This is a genomic window from Helicobacter pylori (assembly GCF_016755635.1).
GTDB classification, from domain to species: domain Bacteria; phylum Campylobacterota; class Campylobacteria; order Campylobacterales; family Helicobacteraceae; genus Helicobacter; species Helicobacter pylori_CQ.
Window position 1 is genome coordinate 1,354,422 of sequence record NZ_CP051500.1, and the last position, 25,110, is coordinate 1,379,531.

Consider the following 25,110-nt stretch of genomic DNA (forward strand, 5'->3'; position numbering starts at 1 on the left):
ATTTGACAAGCAAAAACAATTAGAGTAAAATAAGAGCATAACTTCTAGGAAGGATCTCTTTTATTAGGAGATCCCACGACCCTTGTGAACCCATAGAATACAAGTGCGAACCCTAGATATTTTTATCCGTTCCTTTTTTCAACACTGACATGTTGAAAGGAGCGGAGCTTTCCTTATATTACTTAGGATTTAAGAATGTCAAAAAAAGTAGCTATACTTGTGGATGGAGACTTTTTTATAAGATGCTACAAATCTCATCTTAAAAAGCAGTCTAGTGACAAGTATGAAGGTCTTAACCCAAAAAAATTAGCACACCATACTCATACTTATTGCCTAAAGCATATCAATAAAAAGAATGATGAAGAACTATACCGCATATTTTTTTACGATTGCAAGCCATTAAAGAAAAAGGCTCATTATCCATACACTCAAAAAGCTCTAGATCTATCCAAAAGCCCAACCTATAAAGAAAGGGAAGAGTTACACGAACACTTAATTTCCAAACCTTGCTTGGCGTTAAGGTTGGGGTACCTTGACGAGAAAAATGCCAGATGGGTCATTCGTGACCAAGAAAAAGAAAAGAAACTTTTTAACAGGAGAATAAGTATAGAGGAATTTCAAAATGATGATTTTATCTATCACGCAAAGCAAAAGGGCGTTGATATAAAGATAGGACTTGATATAGCCACTTTAGCGTTGAAAAAATTAGTGCAAAAAATCGTTTTAATTTCTGGTGATAGCGATTTTGTCCCTGCTTCAAAACTTGCTCGAGTTGAAGGTATCATTTTCACTCTTGATCCTATGGGAAATCATATTAGAGAGGATCTAAAAGAACATATTGATTATTTGACCACTAGGTTGCCACAATTTAAACAACAATAATAACGCCTATTCGATAAAACATTAAGAGACTGCCAAAAGGCGTATCTCTTAGTTCTTTAGTTTTTAAACAATCACGCCCCCGCCAAGCAAGATGTCATCTTTATAAACCACTAAGGCTTGCCCTTTAGCCACGCCATAAAAAGGCTCTTTAAACTCCACTTCAATCACCTCATCTTTTAAACTCACAAACGCTTTAGCAGGCACGCTCCTGTAACGAGCCTTGATAAAATATTCGCCGCTTTTAAAATCTTTCATTAAAGATTTGTTTTTAGCCTTAAGCGAATGCGTGGCGAGATCTTCTTTTTTGCCCACAATCAACTCGTTCTTTTTAGCGTCAATCCCCACCACAAAATGCGGCTCTAACGCGCCTTTAATACTAAAGCCTTTGCGTTTGCCAATCGTGTATTGCATATAGCCCTTATGCGTGCCGATGATTTCGCCTTGTAGGTTTTTCACCACGCCCTCTTTTTCCACTTCAACATGCTTTTTTAAAGTGTCAATGTAGCTTTTTTCCACAAAGCAAATTTCTTGAGATTCCTTATAAGTCTCTAAAGTGCCTAAAAAAGGCATCGCACTCAAGGCTAAAGGCTTAATATCCTTTTTTAACAAATCCCCTAAAGGGAACACCAATTTAGCGATAACTTCATGCTCTAAAGCGTATAAAAAATAGCTCTGATCTTTAGTTTTATCCAAAGCCTCTTGAATATAACTTATTTTGTCAATTTCTTTGACCCTCGCGTAATGCCCGGTAGCGATCTTTTCACACCCTAATTGTAAAGCGTGATCTAAAGCTAGCCCAAATTTCATTAAAGGGTTGCACAACGCGCATGGGTTGGGGGTTTGCCCTTCTTCATAAGCGTTGATAAATTCATCATAAACCGCGCTTTTAAAATCCTTTTGAAAATCCAACACCTCTAAAGGAATGCCTAAAAACTCGCACGCTTTTTGAGCGTTTTTGATGTATAAATCATGTTTTTTTTCACTCGCATGGAGTTTTAAATAAATCCCCACTAATTCATGCCCTTGCTCTTTTAAGCTATAAGCGCTATAAGAGCTATCCACCCCTCCACTGAGTAATACCGCTATTTTCATTTTTAATCTTTCATTATGAGTTATGGCTCGTAGTCTAGCGCAAAAACCATTCATAACCACCTTTTTTAACCATTGGCATGCTAAAATACCTAAAGATTTTTAAAAATCGCATCAAAACGCATGGAGAAAATAAGGGCAATGGCCAAAATTGAATTGTTAGCCAGATTCACGCAAATCGCTCTCCCTAACAACCACCCTTTATTGAAAAAAGTTTTACACTACGCCAAAAAGCATTTCAGCCAGTGCCACATGCTCTCTTCATCGCTACTCATCTTAAACGACACGGAATGCTTTAAAAAAAACTACTTGCTTAATTGGGTCTATCATGCCCTTGAATGCGCGCATGAGAAAGATATTAGCCAACATTCTTTAGAAGAGATTTTACAAAAAAGCCGCTTGCCCATACGCATCAAAATCATGGCTCAAAACACGCTTTTAGAAAAAATAGAGGTGAAAGTTTTAACCTTTGGGGCAGAATACGCGCTTTTTATCACCAAGCACCCTATCGCTAAGCGGTTTTTACGCCAGAAATTTAGCGGCTATGTGTTTTTGGAAACCCAAGATGAATTGCATATAAGAGGCGATTCAGAGCGTTTTTGGGAACTCATTGTAACGCTCAATGAAAATAGAATCGTCCATAACGCATGCTTAGATTTCATCTACCCTAATGGCTTTGGTAAGGACAGCTACACCACCTTGGCTGAGCGCAAATTAAGAGAATGCTATAAAGCGTTAGGTTTCATCAAGCATGAAGATTTCAGCGAAGTCAAAAAGCGCTATTTAGAGTTGGCTAAAACCTACCACCCTGATTTATGCGATCTCAAAGAAAAAAAGGCTCTTTATGCCAAACGCTTCGCTATCATTCAAGAGGCGTATCGCCACATTAAAAAACACGCCTAAACCCCTAAACTAGCCCTAATCGCGCTAGAAGAAATCGGCGCGTCAATGCCCTTTAAAGGGTGATAATGTCCCTTAAATTGGATCTCTTCATAGCCAATCCTTTCAAAAACCACTAATTCCACCCTTTTTAAAAGCTCTTTAGCGTTAGTCCAAGAAGAAAGGTGCCTCAAGCAATCCGCCCCTATGACTAAATAAAGCGTTTTAGGGCGATAGAGTTTTTGAAAATGAAGCGCGCTTTCTATCGTAGGCACAGCCCTTTCTTGCTTGATTTCAAAATCGCTCAATAGCACCCTAGGCATTCCCTTTAAAGCTCTTTCTAATTCCTTAAAACGGGTTTTTGCGTCCAAAAAACATGGCTTTTTGAAAGGGTTTTGATAAGCGGGTAAGACAATGAGCTGAACGAATGGCAATAATTCTAAAGTTTGCTCAATAATGGCTAAATGAGCCTTGTGCAGGGGATCAAAACTCCCTCCATAGAGCGCTAATTCTTTGTATTTTAAGACGCTATTCATTGTATTCAAAGCTAGACGCCTTAGTCAATTTAGCGAATTTAACCCCCCTAAGCCCCCCGATTTCTAATTGCAAGCGTTGGATTTCAAACGAATTGCCTTGTAAAATAATCGTCTCCAAACAATTATGCTCGTCCATGTGAATATGAGTGGTGCATAAAACATGCGTCCCGCTGGCATGCTGAATGTCTATCATGCGCTGGTTCAATTCCCTTTGGTGGTGATCATAAATCACCACAAGCACGGCGATTTTACCCTCATCATTAGGGTTATCTTCTGCCCAATTGTCTTCTACTAATTTTTCTCTGATCATGTCGCGCACTAATTCTGAGCGAGAAGAATAGCCGTTTTTAATGATGCGGTTGTCCAATTCATCTAATAAATTTTGTTGCAAAGAAACCGAAAAGCGGATGATTGAATCGTCTTTATTGGGTGTATCCATTTGAGAAAAATCCTTTTTTGGCATGAGTCTGTTAAAAGCCGCCCATGCTAGTATGATTGAATTAATTTAAAATGAACAATTATAATACAGATTGGATTTAAATAATTGGTCATAAGAGCGTTTGAATTTGATTGTAATTATTAGCTTAATCATCATTGACTTGTTATTATTAAAACAATATAATCAACAAACCAACATTCCTTTATCATTTTGGAGCGTTTATGCGAACGAATGCTTCTTAAAGAGTGCATGCTCTTTAGCGTGGCTGTATCGCATGTTGCTTTAATCTTAAGGGAATTGTTTTATCATAGACAAGGAGTTTTTATGGGCGGTTTTTCAGTGGGAATGTTGAAAGATTATGTGGACATATTTGTTTTTGCGGTGCTTGGCGTGGCCAGTTTTTTAGCTTTGTGGTTTGTGATTGAAAGGGTTATTTTTTATTCTAAAGTCGATTTGAAGGCTTATGACGATATAGATGCTTTAAATTTGGATTTAACCAAGAATCTAACCATTCTCTATGTGATTTTTTCTAACGCGCCTTATGTGGGCTTATTGGGGACGGTTTTAGGGATTATGGTGATTTTCTATGACATGGGCATGAGCGGCGGGATGGACGCTAAAACGATCATGGTAGGTTTGTCTTTAGCTTTAAAAGCGACCGCTCTAGGGCTTGCTGTGGCGATTCCCACTTTGATCGCTTATAATAGCTTGTTGAGAAAATCTGATGTTTTGAGTGAAAAATTCAGGATCATGAAAAAATGAAAAGCATCAGAAGAGGCGATGGGCTGAATGTTGTCCCTTTCATTGATATTATGCTCGTTTTGCTAGCGATTGTGCTAAGCATTTCTACTTTTATCGCGCAAGGTAAGATTAAAGTCAATCTCCCTAACGCTAAAAACGCTGAAAAAACGCAGTCAAACGATCAAAAAGTGGTGGTCATCTCTGTGGATGAGCATGACAATATTTTCGTAGATGACAAACCGACGAATTTAGAAGCTTTGAGCGCTGTAGTCAAGCAAACAGACCCTAAAACCCTTATAGATTTAAAAAGCGACAAAAGCTCTCGTTTTGAAACTTTTATCAGTATTATGGATATTTTAAAAGAGCATAATCATGAAAATTTCTCCATCTCCACGCAAGCTCAGTAAAGTTTCAACGAGTGTTAGCTTTTTAATTTCTTTTGCCCTATACGCTATAGGGTTTGGCTATTTTTTACTGCACGAAGACGCCCCAGAGCCTTTAGCGCAAGCTGGGACCACTAAGGTTACCATGAGTTTAGCCAGCATTAACACTAATTCCAATACAAAGACTAATGCTGAGTCGGCTAAACCCAAAGAAGAGCCTAAAGAAAAACCCAAGAAAGAAGAGCCAAAAAAAGAAGAACCCAAAAAAGAGGTAACAAAGCCTAAACCTAAGCCTAAACCCAAACCCAAACCAAAACCAAAACCCAAGCCTGAATCAAAACCAGAGCCTAAGCCTGAGCCTAAAGTTGAAGAGGTTAAAAAAGAAGAGCCTAAAGAAGAACCCAAAAAAGAAGAAGCTAAAGAGGAAGCTAAAGAAAAGAGCGCTCCTAAACAAGTAACGACTAAAGATATAGTCAAAGAAAAAGACAAGCAAGAAGAGTCTAACAAAACCTCTGAGGGTGCAACTTCTGAAGCTCAAGCGTATAACCCAGGGGTGAGCAACGAATTTTTAATGAAGATCCAAACCGCTATTTCTTCTAAGAACCGCTACCCTAAAATGGCACAAATTAGGGGCATTGAGGGCGAAGTGTTGGTGAGCTTTGTGATCAATCCTGATGGGAGCGTTACGGACATTAAAGTCGTCAAAAGCAACACGACAGATATTTTAAACCATGCGGCTTTAGAGGCCATTAAAAGCGCGGCGCATCTATTCCCTAAACCAGACGAAACCGTGCATCTAAAAATCCCTATCGCTTATAGCTTGAAAGAAGACTAGCTAGCCTTTCTTTTAAGGGCGATTCAAGCCTTAAAAACCGGGTCAAAATCCCCATTTTTCCCAATTTTTACAAAAAAAAAAAAACAAAATCTCTAAAATTTGGCACTAAAATTAGTTAAAATTCCATTTATTGCTTATAATATGAAGTTTCTTTGTATCAAAGAAAAATCTATTAAAAGGAGAAAACATGAAAATCAAAAAATCCCTCTTGCTCTCTCTTTCTCTCATGCTCTCATTATCAAGGGCTGAAGACGATGGATTTTACATGAGCGTGGGCTATCAGATCGGTGAAGCGGTTCAAAAAGTGAAAAACACAGGAGCATTGCAAAACCTTGCGGACAAATACGATAATTTGAGCAACCTTTTAAACCAATACAACTACCTTAACTCTTTAGTCAATCTAGCCAGCACGCCCAGTGCGATTACCGGTGCGATTGACAATCTAAGCTCAAGCGCGATCAATCTCACTAGCGCTACCACCACTTCTCCCGCCTATCAAGCTGTAGCTTTAGCGCTCAATGCCGCTGTGGGCATGTGGCAAGTCATAGCCCTTTTTATTGGCTGTGGCCCTGGCCCTACCAACAATCAAAGCTATCAATCGTTTGGTAACACACCAGCCCTTAATGGGACCACCACCACTTGCAATCAAGCATACGGGACAGGCCCTAATGGCATTCTATCCATTGATGAATACCAAAAACTCAACCAAGCTTATCAAATTATCCAAACCGCTTTAAACCAAAACCAAGGAGGCGGGATGCCTGCCTTGAATGACACCACCAAAACAGGGGTAGTCAACATACAACAAACCAATTATAGAACCACTGCACAAAACAATATCATAGAGCATTATTATACAGAGAATGGGAAACAGATCCCAACCTCTTATTCAGGCGGAGCATCATTCTCGCCTACAATACAATTGACATACAACAATAACGCTGAATACCTTTTGCAACAAGCCGCCACTATCATGCAAGTCCTTATTACTCAAAACCCGCATGTGCAAACGAGCAATGGCGGTAAAGCGTGGGGGTTGAGTTCTACGCCTGGGAATGTGATGGATATTTTTGGCCCTTCTTTTAACGCTATTAACGAGATGATCAAAAACGCTCAAATAGCCCTAGCAAAAACCCAACAGCTTAACGCTAATGAAAACGCCCAAATCACGCAACCCAACAATTTCAACCCCTACACTTCTAAAAATAAGCAATTCGCTCAAGAAATGCTCAATAGAGCTGAAGCTCAAGCAGAGATTTTAGGTTTAGCTAAGCAAGTTGCGGACAATTTCCACAGCATTCAAGGGCCTATTCAAGGGGATTTAGAAGAATGTAAAGCAGGATCGGCTGGTGTGATCACTAATAACACTTGGGGTTCAGGCTGTGCGTTTGTGAAAGAGACTCTCAATTCCTTAGAGCAACACACCGCTTATTATGGCAACCAGGTCAATCAGGATAGGGCTTTGGCTCAAACCATTTTGAATTTTAAAGAAGCCCTTAATACCCTGAATAAAGACTCAAAAGCGATCAATAGCGGTATCTCTCACTTGCCTAACGCCAAGTCTCTTCAAAACATGACGCATTCCACTCAAAACCCTAATTCCCCAGAAGGTTTGCTCACTTATTCTTTGGATACCAACAAATACAACCAACTCCAAACCATCACGCAAGAATTAGGCAAAAACCCCTTTAGGCGCATCGGCGTGATTGACTACCAAAACAATAACGGCGCGATGAACGGGATTGGCGTGCAAGTGGGCTACAAACAATTCTTTGGCAAAAAAAGGAATTGGGGGTTAAGGTATTACGGCTTTTTTGATTACAACCATGCTTATATCAAATCTAATTTTTTTAACTCCGCTTCTGATGTGTGGACTTATGGGGTGGGAATGGATGCGCTTTATAACTTCATCAACGATAAAAACACCAACTTTTTAGGCAAGAATAACAAGCTTTCTGTGGGGCTTTTTGGTGGCTTTGCACTAGCCGGGACTTCGTGGCTTAATTCCCAACAAGTGAATTTGACCATGATGAATGGCATTTATAACGCTAATGTCAGCACTTCTAATTTCCAATTTTTATTCAATCTAGGCTTGAGAATGAATCTCGCTAGGCCTAAGAAAAAAGACAGCGATCATGCCGCTCAGCATGGCATTGAACTAGGTTTTAAAATCCCCACGATCAACACAAGCTACTATTCTTTCATGGGCGCCAAACTAGAATACAGAAGGATGTATAGCCTTTTCCTCAATTATGTGTTTGCTTACTAAGTGGCGCAAATTCTCTTTTTAAGGGGGTTTCATTGCGAAATGCCCCTATGCGCTTATGAATTTTGATTAAAATTTGGTTATTCATAAAAGCATGAAAGCCTTTTACAAATAACTCCTTTAATTTTATTTTTAAAAAACGCTTTTTAACTTTTTTTCATTTTCTTTTCTATGAAAATATTCAAGCATTCTATGAGCAAGGCAAAACCAATACCCGCATACAAATAATTTTTATCAACATGCAAATGCAAGCCTTCTAAAAACAAAAACACGCCCACAACGAGCAAAAACACAAAGGCTAAAGTTTTGATGCGATAATGCCTTTCAATAAAATCGCCAACGATTTTGGAAAAAAACATCATCACGATTACAGATAAAATAATAGCAAGCGCCATGACTTCTAGGTGTTTAGCGATCCCAATAGCCGTGATCACGGAGTCTAAAGAAAAGACAATGTCTAAAAACATGATTTCTATTAAAGTGATGAAAAAGCTAAACGCTTTTTCTTGGTGTTTTTCTTTAGGGTAGATCTGCTCTTTTAATTCCGCTAACGCTTTAAAAGCCAAAAACGCCCCCCCTACAAGCAGCACCACATCACGCCATGAAAAGCTCATGCCCGCTATAGTGAATAAAGGCTTTTGCAAATGGCTGATAAAAAACAAGCTCCCTAAAAGCCCTATACGAGCGATCATCGCTAAGCCCAAGCCTAAAATCATGGCCTTATTTTGCTGGTGTTTGGGGAGTTTATAGACCATCACCGTGATAAAAATGATATTATCAATCCCTAGAACGATCTCTAAAAGCGTGAGCGTAGCCAAGGAGACTATGCCATGCGGTGTAGAAAGAGCGTCTAAGAGTGAGGATAAAAATTCCATAAAAGGCTACAACCAGCCTTTCTTTTTAAAATAGAGCACAGGCAAAATCGTAGAGATCGCCATGACAATCAGCGCGAAAAGATACCCGTATTGCCATTCTAACTCCGGCATGAATTTAAAATTCATGCCATAAATCGTGCCAATCAATGTGGGGGGCATCATCGCCATGGTCGCCACAGTGAAGAGCTTGATGATTTTATTTTGCTCCACATTGACTTGAGAAGCGAACAGGTTTTGAATGTTATCAAGCGAGTTGAGATTGACCGTTGTAGACTCCACCAAAGAGCTAAAATCGGTTAAAATGATATTTAAATTATTTTTAGTATCGCTATCCACTTTATTGCTCCTTAGTAATGCGGTGATAATGCGCCGTTTGTCAAAAAAGGAATCCCTTAAAGCCACATTAAATTCTTGCAAATTGGACAAGCGCACTAAAATATCATCATGCGTAGAAGTTTCTTTGAAAATGATGTTTTTGCGCAACAGGCTCGTTTGTTTGTTGATCCACTCCAAACATTCCACGCCTTTTTCAAAATACACTTCAAAGATTTTGGTTAGAATATCAAACCCGTCTTCAAATTTTTTAGGGCTAGCCAAAACCTTTTTTTGGATAGAATCAAAGATTTCTAAAGTCCCGTAATAAATCGTGAAAAGAATGTTATTAGACAAAATAAAGGTCGCCATTTCCGTGTGGAAAGTCTCATTTTCATCCTGGTTGGTGAAAAAGGCGTTGATCGTAACGCTGGAGCTGTCTTCCCAATATTTGGTAACTGATGAGACTCGTTGGGAATGATCTGTGTTGTAGTGGATAGCGTATTCTTGACTTAGAGTGGCTAATTCATTGGGCGTAGGGTTGATTAATTCAAACCATAAAACTTCATTTTCTTCTATATCAAAACCATTAAAATCATTAAAGCGTTTTTTAATGACAAATTTTTGCTGTTTGAAAAACACATTCACCATAAGCGATCCTTAGAGTTAATGGCGTTTATCCAAAACCTCAAAACAAGGTAAAATCTTGCCCTCTAATAATTCCAAACTCGCTCCCCCACCGGTGGAAATAAAACTCATGTTATCCTTTTCGCCCGCGCGGTTGATCGCATCAATGGTATCGCCCCCACCAATGAGCGAGAAAGCGTAAGTGTCAGCGATTTTGTGGGCTAAAAAGGTTGTGCCTCTAGCAAATTCTTGCTTTTCATGCACGCCTAAGGGGCCATTCCATATGATCGTGGGCGCGCTCTCTATGACTTCAGAGAATAATTTCACGCTCGCAGGCCCTATATCAGCGATCTTGTGTTTAGGCTCAATGTCTTGGACGGGTGAAATTTTGATGTGTTTGGGGTTAAGAATATCATCAGTGGTTACAGCGTCTATGGGCAAATAGACTTTGACTTTTTTTTCTTTCGCGCTTTTTAATAACTCTAGGGCGTCATTGATTAGGGCGTCTTCTACAGAAGAATCTTGCACATCATAACCTAAGGCTTTTAAGAAGGTGTTGCTCATCGCCCCGGCAATAATGAGCTTGTCAATGAGATCTAAAATGTTTTTTAACAAGGTGAGTTTGGAGCTGACCTTAGCCCCCCCCACAATCAACAATAAAGGGCGTAAAGGGTGGTTAAACGCTTGATAAAACGAATCAATTTCTTTTTTGAGTAAAAACCCGCTCACTTTAATAGGGGCGAATTTGGCGGTGCCATAAGTGCTGGCATGCTTTCTGTGGCTCGTGCCAAAAGCGTCATTCACAAACACATCGCACAAGCCCGCTAAATCCTTAGCCAGATTCTCATCATTTTCTTCTTCACCCTTTAAAAAGCGGATGTTTTCTAAAAGAAAAATCCTTGTGGGCGCGTTTTCGTTTAAGGCTTGCTTGAGTTGCGCGATATTTTGAGAAAAAACCACTTCATGGTTTAAGAGTCTTTCAAGGCGTTTCAAAAAAGGCTTTAAGCTCAATTTTTCTTCAACCCCTTTAGGGCGGCCCAAATGACTCACTAGAATTATATCTTTAGCCTTATTGTCAATACAAAATTGGATGGTAGGCAAGCTCTCTCTAATGCGCGTGTCATCGGTAATATTCAAATTTTCATCTAAAGGCACATTAAAATCCACTCTAATAAGCACCCTTTTATGGCCCACTTCCACTTCTTGAATGTTTTTAACATTTTGCATAAACGACATTTTAGCTAACATGAAAAATCCTTTCTTTTAATTTTGTGCTATATATTGCGCCATGTCTATCAAGCGCTCGCTATAACCCATTTCATTATCATACCATGCCAATACTTTAGCATTTTTTTCGCCTATTGTCATGATTTGATCATCAATCACAATCGCGCTAAAAGGCGAAGAAATAAAATCGCTTGAAACAAGCCTTTCTTCATCAATGCTCACAATCCCTTTAAAGGCATGCTTGCAAGCGTCTTTAAGCGCATGCTGAACGCTCGCTTTACTCACGGATTTTTTAAAGCTTAAAGACAGATCCACTAGGCTCACATTGGGGGTAGGCACTCTAATAGCAAGGCCTGTGATCTTAGGGCCTAAATGCGGTAAGACTAGCGAAATGGCTTTGCTCACGCCGGTGCTTGTGGGGATGAGGTTAAGGCCGGCCGCTCTGGCGCGGCGGATGTCTTTGTGCTTGGTGTCTAAAAGGTTTTGATCGTTGGTGTAGCTGTGAATGGTGGTTAAAAGCGCGTTTTCTACTTTAAAGGCTTCATCTAAGATTTTCAATAAAGGAGTGCTAGCATTAGTCGTGCAAGAAGCGTTAGAAATCACGCTTTCGTTATGGTAATTCTTATGATTCACCCCATAGACAAAGGTGGGTGTATTTTGTGCGGGAGCGGAGATGATGACTTTTTTCACGCTGTTTTTAAGATGAGTGCTTGAAGCCTCTAAGGAATTGAATTTCCCGGTGCATTCTATGATGATTTCTGCGTTAGCGACAGAAAAATCAAGCTTGTTAATGTCTCGCTCGCTCAACACTAAAATGTTTTTACTATGCCCGATATTTAGGGTTCTATCAGCGTTTAATTTGGCTTCAAAATGCCCATGCACGCTGTCATGGCGTATCAAATGCAAAAGAGTTTCTGTTTCAGCGGTAGAATTGATAGCAACGATTTCTACATCTTTTCTTTGACTAGCAACTCTTATAGCGCACAAACCGATGCGCCCGGTCCCATTGATAGCGATTCTAATTGGCATGTTTTCCCTTTATTTAAAAACCACCATTTTATCACAAATGCTCTTAAATAAAGGCATTCTTAAGGGGTTCTGTCTCATTAAGCATCAATCATAAACTAAAATCAAAATCCTTATGATAAACCTCTCTGTGGGCGTTTTGGATGCTTGTAAAAACCCCACTCCCTAAAAACCCCCTAGATAAGGGGCTAGGGTGAGGGGCGGTGATGATGATGTGCTTGTTTTTGGGGATTAGAGCGATCTTTTTTTGGGCGACTTTCCCTAATAACACCACGATTAAAGGAGCGGTCGTTTTAAAAAGGCGCATCAATATTTGATCGCTAAAAGCTTCCCAGCCGATGCGTTTGTGCGAAGCGGCCTGGTTTTTTTCCACGCTTAAAATGGCATTCAACAACAGCATACCCCTTTTAGCCCATGCGCTCAAATCCCCGCAACAAGGCACAGGCACGCCTAAATTCGCATGCAATTCTTTAAAAATATTTTTTAAGCTTGGGGGGATGGGGGCGTTTTTTTCCACGCTAAAGCTTAAACCCATCGCCACAGGCAATTCTTGCTGATTTTTTAGGTAGGTGGAATGGTAGGGGTCTTGCCCTAAAAGGATGATTTTAACCGCACTAGGGGGTGTTAGATTGAGCGCATAAAACAGATTAGAGCTTTTAGGGAAAATGGTTTTAGGGCTTTTTAGGGCTTCTAAATAGCGTTTTTCTATTTCTAAAAAATAAGGCTTTTTAAATTCGCTTTGCAAAAACTCCCGCCAAGCCAAACTTAAAGGAGCGCAGTCAAAAAGTTTCATTGTTCGCTAGGGTTTAATTCATGGTAGTGTTTTAAATACTCTTTTTGCATGCGTTCTTCTAATTCTTCATACCAAGTGGGCGAGCTAAAATTGGGCGTATAGCTTTCTAGCATGACTAAACGGGTGCGGGCTTTATAGGCTTCTAGGGGTTTGGAATTAAAAATTTTAATGGAATTGATTAACACCATGGGCTGGATTTTGAGCTGGAATTTTTCGGCGATGATTTTAGCCCCTTGCTTGAAAGGGAGGAATTTTTCTCCTCCTTTGCCTCTAGTGCCTTCAGGGAAAATCACTAAAGGGCGGTTTTGCTCTAGCTTTTCTTTACACGCTTTCAAAAGGCTCACAATCCCCTTTTTATCCTCTCTGTCAATTAAAATCATTCCCGTATCCGTTAAGGCATGCCCATAAAAGGGGATTTCGCCCAGCTCTTTTTTAGCGATCCAGCAAATATTACTGGGGTGGTAGGCTTCTAAGTAAATGATGTCTAGTAAGCTTTGGTGGTTTAAGACAATGAGTTTAGCGTTCGTATCAAAAGCGCCTATTTTTTCTAAAGTAACCCCGGTAAGGGAAAAAAAGCACGAACAAGCCCTACGGCTGGAGCGGGCGTTATTGTTTTTGCGGTTAAAATAATTGAAAACAATGATAACGGCTAAGCCTATAGCGATCACTAAAGCCCTATAAATCGCTCTTAAACGATTGGACTTTTTATTTGACTTCATCTTTTTTGACCCATCCTATTTGTTCATGCGGCGTTAGGATTTTATAATAATCATCATGCGAGCCTAAGATTTTAATCGGCATTTCATTTTTAGAAAGCCCCAAAATGGTGGAATTTTGCGTGGGCAGAATGCGGATTTTTTTATGAGCGAGCAATAGGGCTGATTTTTGCGTGAATAAAAGGTGATACAAAACAAACCCTAAGCACAAAATCCCAAGCCCTAAAAAAATGAGTTTGCGCCCAAAAATGAAAAACAGCACCAAGAAAAACACGCACAAAGCGAGCAACGCCACGTTAGAAAAGACTAAAAAATTGTTTTTAGGGATGAGATCGCTTTGAATACCGGTAGTGTCTTGAGTGGGAATGGTTGAAAAAGATAAGGTTTTAAATTGCTTATTTGAAAGCGAAAAATAATCAAAAGAAAGGTTTTGAAGGGTTTTAGGCAACACGCAATAATAAAAAACGCTCCCTTCTTTAGCCTTGATCTGGTTTAAAGAGGCGTTATCAAACCCCTGTTTGATCGCTTCTTTGATGTGAAAATCTTCCCAAGTGGCTTCTTTGAACGCTATTTCCATCACCAAAATATTGTTTTTATCGTCATAATCTTTGGTTTTGTATTGCACAACCTGTAAATCTTTGGCCATGACATTCGCATAACGAGGGTTTTTGGACAAATCCGTTACCTGCAAAGCAACTTTGGGGGCTATGGAATGATCGATGTATTTGTCTTTATTGGAAAACGCGCTCACTTCTAAGGACGGAATAATCGCTTTTATGCCCTTAATCTTGTAATAATAAGTCGCTCTGAAAAGCTCTTTTTCCACCTTTTTCCATTTGGGCATCTTATTTAAAAGCTCAATTTGGGTTTTATCCAACCCGTCTTTGATTTTGGCTTCCAAAAACTCAGCGTCAAACAGCAATAGATCATAAGTTACGCCTATAATTTGACCGATATAAACCGGGTTGTTTTCTAAATCTTCTAATTGGGGGATTTTCACATAAACCACTTTAGCCTTGATTTCTTCTGGCTCATTAGCGTTCTCGGCAACCAAAAAGCCTGCCAAAAAGCTTAAAATCAAACTGATGATTTTAAGGGTTTTGATTGAATGAGCGCAAAAACTCATTAACGATTTTTCAAATAAAAACCCCATGAGTTTTTATTTCTTTTTAGGCGCTTTTTCATCCATTTTCTCATCTACGATAGACCAGGTTTTCAAGCTGTCAATAGCGGTTTTTAGCTGAATATCATCGTTGATCATTTTAGGGGTAACCTCTTTTTCCTCTTCGCTTTTCTTGTCTTTATCCGCCTCTTTGGAATTAGGAGTTTTATCGTCAAGTTTTTTAAGCTCTTGCTCTAAATGGTGTTTTAAATCCGCTTCTTTCAAGCTGAATTTATTTTCATTTTCTGGTGCTTTACCCGGATAAATCACAATATCAGGCGTGATCCCCTTAGCTTGAATGGTGCGCCCGCTCGGCAAATAGTAGCGTGCGGTCGTGATTTTAATGGCTTCGTCCTTATTGACAGGGAGCAGCATTTGCACGCTTCCCTTACCAAAGGTTTTTTCACCGATAATCACGGCCCGTTTGTGATCTTGCAACGCTCCTGCTACGATCTCGCTCGCGCTCGCTGAACCGCCATTGACTAACACCGCAATAGGCAAATTGGTATAAGGGGCTCTGCCGTTAGCCTTGTATTCTAAATTTTCTTCTTTATTTTTGCCTTTTTGAGAGACTAAAACCCCCTCTTTAATGAAGAGGTTAGACAAGCCCACCGCTTGGTTTAACAACCCTCCAGGATTCCCCCTTAAATCCAACACGATCCCCTTAGCCTTAGGGTTAGCTTTTAAGCCTTCTAAAACCGATTTGGTAACATTCTTGTCAAAACCACTCACTCTCACATACAGATAAGGGGTTTCTTTAATCTTTTTCACATAGACAGAGGGGAGTTTAATGATGTCTCTAATGATGTTAAACACCAAGGGTTTTGGCTCGTTTTTTCTTACAACGGTGATCTGAATAGGGGTCTTTGGCTTGCCGCGCATGAGATTGATCGCATCATCAATGCTCATGCTCAGCGTGCTTTCGTTGTTGATTTTTAAAATGTTATCGCCTGACTTAACCCCAGCCTTGTAAGCTGGAGTGCCTTCTAAAGGAGCGATCACGGTCAAAACGCCATCGCGCATGCCCACCGTGATCCCAAGCCCCCCAAATTCGCCCTCGGTTTGGGCTTGAAATTCCTTAAACTTCTTTTCATTCAAATACGCTGAATGCGCGTCCAAATTAGAGAGCAAGCCTTCAATCGCTTTAGTCATGATCTCAGAAATACTGATTTTATCCACATACTTTTTTTCAATTTCTGAAACCACATTAGAGAAACGACTGAACGCTTCCACCCTTTTAGCCGCTAATTCTTGCGGATCTTCTTTAACCGGCTTGACCGGCTTTTTTTCCTTAACTTCACCACCATGCAAACTCACCGCAAGAGAAATCGCTAACAACCCTTTAAAAAGTCGTTTTGTCATTGTTAATAGCACCACCCATTTTTGAGATTAGAAAGAATCACCTTTAAGGTTTTATTCAATTTTTTGCGTTTATTCTATCTAAAATTTAGATAACATGCCCATTCATTCACTCATTTTGAGCCTAAACGATACAACAAAAACGCATAACTCCCCGATCCATTCACATGCAAATCGCAAAGCATGCCCGTTACAAAAACATTAGAAATGGGGCTTACTTTAGAGCCTCTATCGCAAAGACAATAACTTTTCTTCTAACTTTGACGCTAATTGCTGATAGATTGTTTTATTTTGTTGTCTAAAATTCTCTACTAACATTTTTAAAACTTTTTGTTCTGGGAATAAAATTAACACAAGATTGAAAATTTCATCATTATCCAAAAGTTTTCTATAAACGCTTGGTGCTAAATCTTTGATTTCTTTAAAGCTCTCTAAAAGATTTTCATCAAGATTCAAACTAGGCAAATCCGGTAAAATTTCACGCCGCTAAATGGTTTAAAACCTCATCCCAAACTTGCAAGATATTAAGATTTTCAAACAACTCCTTACCATAACACAAGCTCAAAGGCACGCCATAATCAACAGATAATTTTTGCAATTCTTCTTTATAATAATTTTGATTTTTATTCAAACCCTCATCTATAAAATAAAAATAGCCTTGAATGTTTTCGCCATAACGATGGATTAAAGCCTCTAATTTTCTTTCAAAGTTATCTATTTGCCCTCTCTTTTTGGCGCTGTCATGGTCGTCTCGCATTTTTTGTTCTATAAAATAATAGGTGTTATCTTTTTTAGCCAACTGATCCAATTCTAAAGATTCCCTTTTTTCTTTATCCTTATGTAATAAGGGATTTTTTTAGATAAAGGTGAAAAGTTATGCTCTTTTAAGTATTGTTCTATTAAGTATTCAAACGCATCGCCAAACTTAATCTCATGGGGAAGTCAATAAATTTTGTAATAGTTTTGTTTTAGGCTTAGTGGGTCTAAAAATCCCCAAATAGCGTTCAGGATTTTCAGCAATATTTTCAAGTAATTTTGCTTTAGATGTTCCAAAAACAAAACGATTAAAAATCTCGTTAAAGGTTTGATAGTCCATTAAGAGTCCTTTTGGCAGATATAACGCAATTCATCTAGCAATAAAAATTGATTTTGGTAATACGCATAAAAAAATTTCCAGCCATTATGGTTGGTTTTATTCAAATATTTAGCGCTCATTTTATGGATAGAAGTTTCATAATTTTCATTATCCCTCACTTGTCCGTTTTCTAAAACTTGACAAATTTTTTCTTTGTTAGATGAGTATAAAAAATCCCCGATTTTTAATAATTGTTTAGAAATTAAAAGACTCATAGGGATTTTTGGGGGTTTAGTTTCTAAATCTAAATTAGTGATAAAATCGCTTTTATCCCTAGCGCTATTAAGGCGTTTTGTTGCTTCTTTGATATAAAAAGAATCTTTTTCAATGCCAATAAAATACCTGTTCATAGATTTAGCCACAGCCCCTGTTGTGCCTGTGCCAAAAAAGGGATCTAAAACAATATCTTTAGGTTTAGTCGCGCTTAAAATGATTTTTTTTAAAAGCGCTTCTGGTTTTTGCGTGGAATGCACTTTTTTACCTTGCACGTCTTTTAGTCTTTCGTTACCCATGCAAATAGGGATTTGCCAAACCGATTTTTCTTGTTTGTCGTTATTGAGATACTTCATTGTTTTATAATTAAAGGTAACTTTGCTGTTTTTGTGTTTAGCGCACCAAATAAGCGTTTCATGGGCGTTGCATAGTCTCTTGCCAGCAAAATTAGGCACCGGATTACTCTTGTGCCAAATAATATCGTTGAGTATCCAAAACCCTAAATTTTGCAAATGAAAACCAATTCTAAAAATATTTTGAAAACTCCCTATCACACAAATACTGCCATTATCTTTTAAAATCCTTTGGCACTCTCTTAGCCAACCCAAACAAAAGGTATCGTATTCCTTAAAAGAGCCAAATTTATCCCAATGATCCTCAACGCCTTGAAATTTTGTGCCTTCAAAACGCTTCAATTCCCCCTCTGTTTACATAAAATAAGGGGGGTCAGCAAAGATAAAATCAACGCTTCTGTTAGGAAAATCTTTTAATTTTTCTAAACAATCCCCCTCTATGATAGTGTTTAAGTTTTCTTTTAAAAAATCCATGATTAACTAACCTTTTATATCTGCTACTCTAGCCATTTTAACACAAGCGTTTTAAGGCTATCTTAATGTTTAATCTTTAGCTTTGTTCTCATCAAATGCATCAAATGCAAATGCATCAAATGATAGAAGCTATCTATCCCCACCTATTTTAAACGATACAACAAAAACGCATAACTCCCCGATCCATTCACATGCAAATCGCAAAGCATGTTCGTTACAAAAACATTAGAAATGGGGCTTACTTTAGAGCCTCTATCGCAAATGAGAGCGAGATTAAATAAAGCAGAATAAAGGGAAGGCTGTTCCTCCACCTCCGAAAGAGATGTTGAAATCGCTTGCTTCTTTGCTGATGAATGCGCTATCAAAGCCAAGGCTGGCTTTGGCTTGGCGCGATAAGATAAGGGCGATATTGGTATTAAATGGGGGGGGGGGGGGTGGATTTTGCAAGATTTCTTGCATTAACGCTTTGCTGTCATTCCCTTTTAAATGAGGCAAATCGCTCGTCAAAAATCCAAGCGTCTTTTGGATTTCAATCGTGCGCGCGATGACTTTAATGATACGGGTTACATGATCAAAGTTACAAGGCTCGTTTTTGTGGCTTTTTAAATATTTGTCTAAAACGCCATACCCCCCTATTCTATAATCATAAATTTCTTGACTCACCCCCCTAAAATAAGCGCTGTGGTTGATATAAAGGCGTTGTTCTGGCTCGTTATGAAGAGGTTTTTTGATGATGCGATCATGCGCTTCTTTGTAGCAGGATTCGCCTATGGTAGCGTCTTTTAATTTTTCAAAGCTGTGATTCAGGCTTTCTTTATTTAAGACATGCAAGCCGATCAATTCAATCCCTAAAAGGCTTAAAGCCCTAAACAAATCTTTATTGTTTGTGAAAAGGATTTTAGGGTAATCGGCTTTGAGAAAGTCTTCATAACGCTTGCGGTAATTTGGGGAATACAATAACGCATAGATATAGCCTAAAACCTCTAGCGGCTCAAAAGAGTGGTTATAATGCTTGTCTATGAAGCTTCTAAACTCTGGCGTAAAATTTTCGGTGTAGTTGGGGTTATGGTATAGTGGATTCACATAATCGCCTCCCTCCATTCCTGGACATGTCCAAGTGCGCAAATCTGAAATTTTATTACTAACAAATCCTACGCCGCTTTTTTGCGATTGACAAAATCTGCGAGAAGTAATTAGCGCGACATTTTTGCGCGTTTGATTGGGTGTTTTAGGGTTTGTTGGGGGGGTAACATGTGCTTAAATGTATTTTCCCTTGCTCTTTCTAGCTTTTTGGTGTCGTAATAAACTTTGCGTATATCAAAAGGACGATAGTGAATGTCCTTGATGTATTGTTCATTAAATTCATTACAATATTTTAAGACTTGCTCTTTTAAGCTTTCAGTGTTGTTGGAAATAAAAATTCTATCTTTTCCTGTAGCAATCCCCACACTTGAGATTTGAAACATATCTTTAACGCTAAACCCTTGTTCATATTCATCTAACAAGCGCGTTTCTAAAGGCAACAGCAAGTAAAAAGGCTTTCTTGGGTTAAGCTCAAGCCACTCAATGCTATTCAAATCATTTTGGGCTAAAAAGGCGTATTTTTCAGCTCTTTCGCCATAAACATCATAATAGTGGATTTTTTGCTTTGTTATTTGCGGGTTTTTAACAAAGAGGTTAATGGACACGCCTTGTTTGATATTGAAAACATTTTTATCTTTTGCGCCTTGTGGGGTTTTCTCCTTTTTCCTCACATTTCCATGCAAGTTTAAGATATAAAGCTCATCGTAGCATTCTAAAAGAGAGCGCCTTAACCCTCTAAAAGTAGGGTTGTCTAAAAAGGCGTTATTAGAGATAAAGCCAAAAAGGCCATGCCCTAAAGATTCGATCTTGTTTTGAGCGAAACGCATGAATTTCACATAATCGTCTAAGATCCATTTAGAGTTTTGCTCATTTTGTAGTTTGTATTTGGAATAGAGTTTTTTAAGTTCGTTTAGGGCGTTTTTGCTGCCGCTTTGCTTTTGGGCTTGAATGTTTTTTAAAAGCGTTTTGATTTTATCGGTGAGTTTAACCTTTTTTTCAATTTCTATGGTTTGAAATTCAGGCTCTATGTTGTAAGTGGCTTTCACTTCCCATTCAAACAAACCCTCATTACTGCTCGCCCCACTATAGGGGGGATTACCGGTGATGATAAGGATATTTTCATCTTTTTTAATTTCTTGAGCGTTTAAAAGCTCTGTTTCAAAAATCGGGTTTAGCCCACGATAAGCGGCGATCTCACTAGGCTGTATGAGGGTGTTAGTTAAAATGATTTTAAGCGCATCGTTTTCTTTGAGAGGTTTTTTAAATTCCTCCTTAAAGGCTTGGCTGAGATTCAAATGAGCGATCGCATAAGGAGCGATCAAATATTCAAACCCATAAAATTGCTTTAAGAGGTTTTGGTATTTGTCCTCTTTAGTGGAGATGCCTCCATCGCTTGTTTTCCTCATTTCTAGCGCTTTTCTGAACGCTTCTAATAAAAAAGTGCCCGTGCCGGTGGCAAAATCTAAGAGCTTGATATTTTCGTTATCCAAAGCGCTTTTTAAGCCTAAGGGAGCGTCTTTGAAATGCATTTTAAGCAAACTATCCAAAGCGTTAATGATGAATTTCACCACAGAATCTGGGGTGTAATACACGCCCTTACTCTCTCGCAATTTAGGGTCATAAGCGCTTAAAAAGGTTTCATAAAAGTGCAAATAAGGGTCTTTATTGTCATTCAAATCTTTAATGATGGAATCCATATCAACATGATTGATCAAGTTTAAAATTTCATTTAAAAGCCATTGGATTTCTTTAATCCCATCAAGTTTCTTTAAAAAATCCGCCATTTCTCTGATCACAGCGAAATTTTTAGGGATGGAACTCCTCACATTATCCAAATTAATTTTTTCAAAAGGGTGGTTGAGCTTGGCTAGAAAAAGGCTGTAGGTGAGCGTTTGAGCGAGCGCATCGCTAAAGTCTTCAAAGCTCAATTCTTCATAAAGATATTCTTTAAAATTATTAAAAATGCTAGAAACTTGCGTTTTTTCTTGGTATTTGATTAAAGCGTCTTTTAAATACCTGGTGCGCGGGCTTAAATGCGTTGCGAAATCTTTAGCGTTAGTGATAGGGGCTGCTTCGTGGTTGAAAAAGCTTTTGAACAATTCAATTAAATCGCGCTCGGTTTGCGGTTTGGGTTTTGGGGGTTTAGGGAGCTCATCAAGGCTAGCGACAGAGATTTCTTTTTTGATTAAAGGGGCGTTATTTTCATCTTTCCCTACCCACATGAAATTAAGGTAATCGGTGAGCATGAGGTTAGGGTTTAATTCTAAATATTTAAGGATTTGTTTGTTTTTTTCGCTTTCTACAATCTTTCTAAGATCGGTCCCTACCCTTTTATTTTCTATATAGCCGATGTTAAGCCCTTGATAAGAGATGCGAAAATCAGGCTGACCCCCTTGTTTGTCTTTTTTAGGCTCATGTTCAATCTTAAATTCTTTATTAAAATTCTTTTTTAAACCATCAAGCAAGTTGTATAAAGAAGGGCGGTGCGTGAGTTCATTCTTTTCAGGCGTCAGATCTTTAATGCTTTCTAAATATTCTTTTAGCATGCCAATAACCCCTTTTTAAAGTTTTTAAGCCATTTTCATGTGCATGTCAATGAAAGTGGCTTGATGGATTAAAGCCCCTACGCTAATGGCATCCACGCCGCTTTTGGCGTAAGCGTTGATGCTCTCTAGCGAGATGTTCCCGCTCGCTTCCAATAAAACAAAGGGATAATGCACATCTCTGTAAGCGGCAATTTCTTTAGTCTCTAAAACGCTCAAATTATCGCACATCACAATATCCGCTCCCGCATTCATGGCGTTTTTAGCCTCTTCAAAGCTCTCGCATTCAATTTCAATTTTAGCCGTGAAAGGCAAGTTTTTTCTGGCATGCGTTAAAAAGCTTTTTAAATCTTTCACATGCTTTAAATGCGTGTCTTTAAGCATTAAAGCGTCATCTAGCCCTAAGCGGTGGTTGCTCGCTCCCCCATTAAGCACGGAATATTTTTCAAAAATCCTTAAAAGGGGTCTTGTTTTTCGTGTGTCCAACAAACGCACCTTGTGAGAATTTAAAGCTTCTACAAAACGGCTCGTTAAAGTGGCGATCCCGCTGCTGTGTTGCAAAAGGTTTAAAAGGGTGCGCTCAATCTTTAAAAGCATGCTAAAATCCCCCTTAATCTCCATTAAAGTGTCTTTAGGCTTGAAGCGTTCTTTATCTTTAATGGTTTGAGTGCATTCAATGCCGGTCATTTGAAGCAACTCTAAAGCGTATTTTTCGCCTGAAAACACGCCCTCTTGTTTAGCCCTAACAAAAGCCGTGGCTTTAAAATCCTTTTCTAACACCCTTTCAAACAAATCCCCATGCCCTAAATCTTCTTTTAAAGCGCGTTCTAAAAAGGTTTTTATCTCCATTAGGACAACTCCATCATTTTAGTTAAAGCGAGTTTGGCCAAACGCGCCACCTCATCTTTTAATTCAATCGCATTGTAAGCCCTGTGGTTTTTGTAAGCCTTTAAGACTTCAAACAAATCCTTTAAAGTCGTTTCATTCATGGTGGGGCAAAGGGCGAGCGTGCTAGAAAGAATGAAAGTGTTTTGGTGGTGGCGCTTGGCTTTCAAGCGGTTGACTAAATGGCTTTCAGTGCCTATGGCGACTTTTTGATCGGGGCTTAACTTTTCTACAAATTCTATGATTTGACTCGTTGATCCGCTAAAATCAGCGTTAGAAACTACGCTAGGCTCACACTCTGGATGGACAGCGATTAAAATATCTGGGTATTTTTGGCGGTAAAATTCAATGTCTTCTAACTTGAAAAGCTGATGCACCGAACAAAAGCCGTTATAACAAACCACATCAGCGTTTTTGATTTCTTCTGGGCTATTTACGCCTAAAATCGCGCTTTTTAAGCCATTTTCTAGGGCCAGATTTTCCCCCAAGCATTTATCCGGTAGAAAAAAGATTTTTTTATTTTGTTTTAGGGCATGATTAAAGATTTTAGAAGCGTTCCTGCTCGTGCAGACCACGCCGTTATCTTTAGCGACTTTGGCTTTCACTTCAGCGTTAGAATTGATATAAGTGATAGGGTAAAATTCTTTAACGCCGTATTCTTTCAATAAATGAACGCTTCTATCGTAGTAATGGCTATCAATCATTCTTGCCATAGAACAGCATGAGAGTTTGGGCATGATCACTTGTTTGTCAAAGGCTAGGGCTTTCACGCTCTCACCCATAAAATGCACCCCGCAAAACACGATGAGGTTTTTATCGCTTTGGCTTGCGATTTTAGCTAATTCCAAGCTATCGCCTGTATAATGGGCTAACTCTACAATCTCATCTTTTTGGTAAAAATGAGCCACTAAAAGCGCGTCTAAATCGTGCAACAATTCCAGAATAGAAGTTTTTAAATCGTTATCAGTTGGCATGAAATTCCCCTATACTTTCCCCAAACTTCACGCTTTTTTCTTTCAAATCTTTAAAAGCGGTGTTTTGAATGAATAAAACGATAGTAGAGCCCATTTCAAAATTCCCTAAATTATCCCCCTTTTTAACCTTAATGGGGGGGTTATAAGAGTAGGTTTGCGTGAAACGGACTTTAGCGTTAGTTTGGATATTCTTATCAAAATTGAAACGCATTTTACCCACATTTAACGCTCCCACCGCTACAAAATACAGCCTATTGCCTTGAATGTCTTTTGCAACCAGCGCCACTCTTTCATTGCCCACAAACAGATTTTTGTTTTTGTGTAATGAAGGCTTATTGACCGGCAGTAATTTCCCCGCAAAGCAACGAGCCTCTAAAATTTCTAAATCGCAAGGGGCGTGGTAGTGGTGGTAATCTTTGGGAGAAAGGTAAAAATTCACATAGAAAAAAGAAGGGCTTAAAGGGTTGATTTCGCCCACTAATTCATGCGCTTTATAGGGCATGCCTTTAATTTGTAAAGCGCTATCGTTGTCTAAAAAAGCGCATTCAGTGATCAAAGCATCGCAAGGCGCAATGCATGCGTTAGGGGCTTTGTCAAAGGGTCGTTCTTTTTTTAAGGAGCGCGTGAAAAGAGCGTTCAAACTCTTATAGTTTTCTAAAGGCTCAAACTCGCTCAAATCAATTTTAAAGATCTTAACATAAAGGGCGTTGATGCCTTTTTGGATAAAAGAAGGGAATTCATAGCCAGCGACAGAGCCAAAAAGTCTTGAAAGAGCGTTGCTTAAAGCTATCATTTTAACCCTGCCATGTTCAATACAAACTCCACCTCGCCCTTACTCACTTTAAATTCTTTAGAAATAGAATCCACGCTATAGCCTTCTTGATACATTTTCAAAACCTGTTTTTCGTTGATTCCATCGCTAGCGGCATAATGCCCCATGTCTTTGAATTTGTTTTCTAAAATAATGATTTTTTCTTCTAAATAATCGCGCTCTTTATCCATGGATTTTTGGATTTCTTGCAACTGGTTATAAAGGTGTGAAAGAGTCGTTTTTAATGAGCTGTCCTCTTTAGTGCTCTTTTCTAAAGAAAGGCTTTCCAAACGCCCCTCTAATTCTTTCAAGCGCTTAGAATAGATATAATTTTCTTGATAGGATTCATCTAAGGTTTTTTCTAAACGCCTCATTTTATGGTAAAACTCTTTTTCTTTAAGATACAAATACCCCACCAAGCACACCAACACCAATAAAATCGCCCCTAAAACGACCATAAACAAATCATTAGAAGATAACATGATTGCTCCC

Annotated in this window: 24 protein-coding genes and 3 pseudogenes; 6 read left to right on the top strand and 21 right to left on the bottom strand. The window is 38.8% G+C overall.

Annotation, left to right across the window (positions count from 1 at the left end; translation table 11 throughout):
* Positions 1 to 195: 195 nt before the first annotated feature.
* The gene (locus tag HG567_RS06420; protein ID WP_121086933.1) at positions 196 to 882 is read left to right on the top strand and encodes an NYN domain-containing protein; all 687 of its coding nucleotides are present in this window, start codon (positions 196 to 198) and stop codon (positions 880 to 882) included.
* A 63-nt stretch (positions 883 to 945) separates the two neighbouring features.
* On the opposite strand, the gene mnmA is transcribed toward HG567_RS06420, so the two are convergent.
* Entirely contained in the window at positions 946 to 1,974 is a 1,029-nt protein-coding gene (gene mnmA, locus HG567_RS06425) for a tRNA 2-thiouridine(34) synthase MnmA (RefSeq protein ID WP_202163761.1), read from the bottom strand.
* 138 nt (positions 1,975 to 2,112) lie between these two features.
* On the opposite strand from mnmA, the gene HG567_RS06430 reads away from it, so the two are divergent.
* Positions 2,113 to 2,874 carry a J domain-containing protein gene (locus HG567_RS06430; RefSeq protein WP_202163762.1) on the top strand — a complete coding sequence of 254 codons (762 nt, stop codon included), beginning with the start codon at positions 2,113 to 2,115 and terminating at the stop codon, positions 2,872 to 2,874.
* Here HG567_RS06430 and nadD read toward each other — a convergent pair.
* Both nadD and nikR read right to left on the bottom strand, forming a co-directional pair.
* Positions 2,871 to 3,386: a nicotinate (nicotinamide) nucleotide adenylyltransferase gene (gene nadD, locus HG567_RS06435; protein ID WP_202140251.1), complete on the bottom strand. Its 516-nt coding sequence runs from the start codon at positions 3,384 to 3,386 to the stop codon at positions 2,871 to 2,873. The genes HG567_RS06430 and nadD overlap by 4 nt on opposite strands.
* Positions 3,379 to 3,825 carry a nickel-responsive transcriptional regulator NikR gene (gene nikR, locus HG567_RS06440; RefSeq protein ID WP_000380770.1) on the bottom strand — a complete coding sequence of 149 codons (447 nt, stop codon included), beginning with the start codon at positions 3,823 to 3,825 and terminating at the stop codon, positions 3,379 to 3,381. The genes nadD and nikR overlap by 8 nt, the downstream gene beginning before the upstream one ends.
* A gap of 324 nt (positions 3,826 to 4,149) precedes the next feature.
* On the opposite strand from nikR, the gene exbB reads away from it, so the two are divergent.
* The 4 genes from exbB (at position 4,150) to hopM (ending at position 8,053) form a co-directional block, all read left to right on the top strand.
* On the top strand, positions 4,150 to 4,587 hold the full coding sequence (gene exbB / locus HG567_RS06445) for a TonB-system energizer ExbB (protein WP_000508568.1): 438 nt from the start codon (positions 4,150 to 4,152) through the stop codon (positions 4,585 to 4,587).
* The gene (exbD, locus tag HG567_RS06450) at positions 4,584 to 4,973 is read left to right on the top strand and encodes a TonB system transport protein ExbD (RefSeq protein ID WP_000836345.1); all 390 of its coding nucleotides are present in this window, start codon (positions 4,584 to 4,586) and stop codon (positions 4,971 to 4,973) included. The genes exbB and exbD overlap by 4 nt, the downstream gene beginning before the upstream one ends.
* Positions 4,939 to 5,784 carry an energy transducer TonB family protein gene (locus HG567_RS06455; protein ID WP_202163763.1) on the top strand — a complete coding sequence of 282 codons (846 nt, stop codon included), beginning with the start codon at positions 4,939 to 4,941 and terminating at the stop codon, positions 5,782 to 5,784. Before exbD ends, HG567_RS06455 begins: the two co-directional genes overlap by 35 nt.
* A 187-nt stretch (positions 5,785 to 5,971) precedes the next feature.
* A complete protein-coding gene (gene hopM / locus HG567_RS06460; RefSeq protein WP_272928325.1) occupies positions 5,972 to 8,053 on the top strand; it encodes a Hop family outer membrane protein HopM/HopN in 2,082 nt (693 codons plus the stop codon).
* Positions 8,054 to 8,196: 143 nt separating this feature from the next.
* On the opposite strand, the gene HG567_RS06465 is transcribed toward hopM, so the two are convergent.
* The 18 genes and pseudogenes from HG567_RS06465 to HG567_RS06545 form a co-directional block, all read right to left on the bottom strand.
* Positions 8,197 to 8,925 (bottom strand): TerC family protein, encoded by a 729-nt coding sequence (locus tag HG567_RS06465; protein ID WP_128078752.1) that lies wholly within the window; start codon positions 8,923 to 8,925, stop codon positions 8,197 to 8,199.
* A gap of 6 nt (positions 8,926 to 8,931) precedes the next feature.
* Positions 8,932 to 9,888 (bottom strand): magnesium/cobalt transporter CorA, encoded by a 957-nt coding sequence (gene corA, locus HG567_RS06470; protein WP_000248511.1) that lies wholly within the window; start codon positions 9,886 to 9,888, stop codon positions 8,932 to 8,934.
* A gap of 15 nt (positions 9,889 to 9,903) precedes the next feature.
* Positions 9,904 to 11,112: a phosphoglycerate kinase gene (locus HG567_RS06475; RefSeq protein ID WP_202163764.1), complete on the bottom strand. Its 1,209-nt coding sequence runs from the start codon at positions 11,110 to 11,112 to the stop codon at positions 9,904 to 9,906.
* A 15-nt stretch (positions 11,113 to 11,127) separates the two neighbouring features.
* Entirely contained in the window at positions 11,128 to 12,120 is a 993-nt protein-coding gene (gap, locus tag HG567_RS06480; protein ID WP_202139557.1) for a type I glyceraldehyde-3-phosphate dehydrogenase, read from the bottom strand.
* A gap of 88 nt (positions 12,121 to 12,208) precedes the next feature.
* Positions 12,209 to 12,910 carry a uracil-DNA glycosylase gene (gene ung, locus HG567_RS06485; RefSeq protein ID WP_202139558.1) on the bottom strand — a complete coding sequence of 234 codons (702 nt, stop codon included), beginning with the start codon at positions 12,908 to 12,910 and terminating at the stop codon, positions 12,209 to 12,211.
* The gene (locus HG567_RS06490) at positions 12,907 to 13,629 is read right to left on the bottom strand and encodes a 1-acyl-sn-glycerol-3-phosphate acyltransferase (RefSeq protein WP_202163765.1); all 723 of its coding nucleotides are present in this window, start codon (positions 13,627 to 13,629) and stop codon (positions 12,907 to 12,909) included. The genes ung and HG567_RS06490 overlap by 4 nt, the downstream gene beginning before the upstream one ends.
* Complete coding sequence (locus HG567_RS06495) at positions 13,616 to 14,779, bottom strand: SH3 domain-containing protein (protein ID WP_202163766.1); 1,164 nt, start codon at positions 14,777 to 14,779, stop codon at positions 13,616 to 13,618. The genes HG567_RS06490 and HG567_RS06495 overlap by 14 nt, the downstream gene beginning before the upstream one ends.
* A 6-nt stretch (positions 14,780 to 14,785) precedes the next feature.
* Positions 14,786 to 16,150, bottom strand: a complete 1,365-nt coding sequence (locus HG567_RS06500; RefSeq protein ID WP_187931072.1) for a S41 family peptidase — start codon at positions 16,148 to 16,150, stop codon at positions 14,786 to 14,788.
* A gap of 110 nt (positions 16,151 to 16,260) precedes the next feature.
* Positions 16,261 to 16,386: pseudogene (locus HG567_RS07805) on the bottom strand (DNA methyltransferase); the annotation flags it as partial.
* Positions 16,376 to 17,243: pseudogene (locus tag HG567_RS07810) on the bottom strand (HpyAIV family type II restriction enzyme). The pseudogenes HG567_RS07810 and HG567_RS07805, both read right to left, overlap by 11 nt.
* Positions 17,243 to 18,322: pseudogene (locus HG567_RS06515) on the bottom strand (DNA-methyltransferase). The pseudogenes HG567_RS07810 and HG567_RS06515 overlap by 1 nt, the downstream one beginning before the upstream one ends.
* 143 nt (positions 18,323 to 18,465) lie before the next feature.
* Entirely contained in the window at positions 18,466 to 18,633 is a 168-nt protein-coding gene (locus tag HG567_RS06520; RefSeq protein WP_202163767.1) for a DNA methyltransferase, read from the bottom strand.
* Entirely contained in the window at positions 18,596 to 19,516 is a 921-nt protein-coding gene (locus HG567_RS07815; RefSeq protein ID WP_237393072.1) for a type ISP restriction/modification enzyme, read from the bottom strand. Before HG567_RS07815 ends, HG567_RS06520 begins: the two co-directional genes overlap by 38 nt.
* Positions 19,516 to 21,951, bottom strand: a complete 2,436-nt coding sequence (locus HG567_RS06525) for an N-6 DNA methylase (RefSeq protein ID WP_237393061.1) — start codon at positions 21,949 to 21,951, stop codon at positions 19,516 to 19,518. The genes HG567_RS07815 and HG567_RS06525 overlap by 1 nt, the downstream gene beginning before the upstream one ends.
* 24 nt (positions 21,952 to 21,975) lie before the next feature.
* Positions 21,976 to 22,797, bottom strand: coding sequence for a carboxylating nicotinate-nucleotide diphosphorylase (gene nadC / locus HG567_RS06530; RefSeq protein ID WP_202163768.1), 822 nt, complete (start codon positions 22,795 to 22,797; stop codon positions 21,976 to 21,978).
* Positions 22,797 to 23,807, bottom strand: coding sequence for a quinolinate synthase NadA (gene nadA, locus HG567_RS06535; RefSeq protein ID WP_202139564.1), 1,011 nt, complete (start codon positions 23,805 to 23,807; stop codon positions 22,797 to 22,799). The genes nadC and nadA overlap by 1 nt, the downstream gene beginning before the upstream one ends.
* On the bottom strand, positions 23,797 to 24,600 hold the full coding sequence (locus HG567_RS06540; RefSeq protein ID WP_202139565.1) for a phosphatidylserine decarboxylase: 804 nt from the start codon (positions 24,598 to 24,600) through the stop codon (positions 23,797 to 23,799). The genes nadA and HG567_RS06540 overlap by 11 nt, the downstream gene beginning before the upstream one ends.
* Entirely contained in the window at positions 24,597 to 25,100 is a 504-nt protein-coding gene (locus HG567_RS06545) for a DUF6115 domain-containing protein (RefSeq protein ID WP_202139566.1), read from the bottom strand. The genes HG567_RS06540 and HG567_RS06545 overlap by 4 nt, the downstream gene beginning before the upstream one ends.
* Positions 25,101 to 25,110: the final 10 nt, after the last annotated feature.

Bases quoted from the DNA above. Each gene is read 5' to 3' on its own strand.
- HG567_RS06420 (WP_121086933.1), top strand. From the start codon at position 196: ATGTCAAAAAAAGTAGCTATACTTGTGGATGGAGACTTTTTTATAAGA.
- mnmA (WP_202163761.1), bottom strand. From the start codon at position 1,974: ATGAAAATAGCGGTATTACTCAGTGGAGGGGTGGATAGCTCTTATAGC.
- HG567_RS06430 (WP_202163762.1), top strand. From the start codon at position 2,113: ATGGCCAAAATTGAATTGTTAGCCAGATTCACGCAAATCGCTCTCCCT.
- nadD (WP_202140251.1), bottom strand. From the start codon at position 3,386: ATGAATAGCGTCTTAAAATACAAAGAATTAGCGCTCTATGGAGGGAGT.
- nikR (WP_000380770.1), bottom strand. From the start codon at position 3,825: ATGGATACACCCAATAAAGACGATTCAATCATCCGCTTTTCGGTTTCT.
- exbB (WP_000508568.1), top strand. From the start codon at position 4,150: ATGGGCGGTTTTTCAGTGGGAATGTTGAAAGATTATGTGGACATATTT.
- exbD (WP_000836345.1), top strand. From the start codon at position 4,584: ATGAAAAGCATCAGAAGAGGCGATGGGCTGAATGTTGTCCCTTTCATT.
- HG567_RS06455 (WP_202163763.1), top strand. From the start codon at position 4,939: ATGAAAATTTCTCCATCTCCACGCAAGCTCAGTAAAGTTTCAACGAGT.
- hopM (WP_272928325.1), top strand. From the start codon at position 5,972: ATGAAAATCAAAAAATCCCTCTTGCTCTCTCTTTCTCTCATGCTCTCA.
- HG567_RS06465 (WP_128078752.1), bottom strand. From the start codon at position 8,925: ATGGAATTTTTATCCTCACTCTTAGACGCTCTTTCTACACCGCATGGC.
- corA (WP_000248511.1), bottom strand. From the start codon at position 9,888: ATGGTGAATGTGTTTTTCAAACAGCAAAAATTTGTCATTAAAAAACGC.
- HG567_RS06475 (WP_202163764.1), bottom strand. From the start codon at position 11,112: ATGTTAGCTAAAATGTCGTTTATGCAAAATGTTAAAAACATTCAAGAA.
- gap (WP_202139557.1), bottom strand. From the start codon at position 12,120: ATGCCAATTAGAATCGCTATCAATGGGACCGGGCGCATCGGTTTGTGC.
- ung (WP_202139558.1), bottom strand. From the start codon at position 12,910: ATGAAACTTTTTGACTGCGCTCCTTTAAGTTTGGCTTGGCGGGAGTTT.
- HG567_RS06490 (WP_202163765.1), bottom strand. From the start codon at position 13,629: ATGAAGTCAAATAAAAAGTCCAATCGTTTAAGAGCGATTTATAGGGCT.
- HG567_RS06495 (WP_202163766.1), bottom strand. From the start codon at position 14,779: ATGGGGTTTTTATTTGAAAAATCGTTAATGAGTTTTTGCGCTCATTCA.
- HG567_RS06500 (WP_187931072.1), bottom strand. From the start codon at position 16,150: ATGACAAAACGACTTTTTAAAGGGTTGTTAGCGATTTCTCTTGCGGTG.
- HG567_RS06525 (WP_237393061.1), bottom strand. From the start codon at position 21,951: ATGCTAAAAGAATATTTAGAAAGCATTAAAGATCTGACGCCTGAAAAG.
- nadC (WP_202163768.1), bottom strand. From the start codon at position 22,797: ATGGAGATAAAAACCTTTTTAGAACGCGCTTTAAAAGAAGATTTAGGG.
- nadA (WP_202139564.1), bottom strand. From the start codon at position 23,807: ATGCCAACTGATAACGATTTAAAAACTTCTATTCTGGAATTGTTGCAC.
- HG567_RS06540 (WP_202139565.1), bottom strand. From the start codon at position 24,600: ATGATAGCTTTAAGCAACGCTCTTTCAAGACTTTTTGGCTCTGTCGCT.
- HG567_RS06545 (WP_202139566.1), bottom strand. From the start codon at position 25,100: ATGTTATCTTCTAATGATTTGTTTATGGTCGTTTTAGGGGCGATTTTA.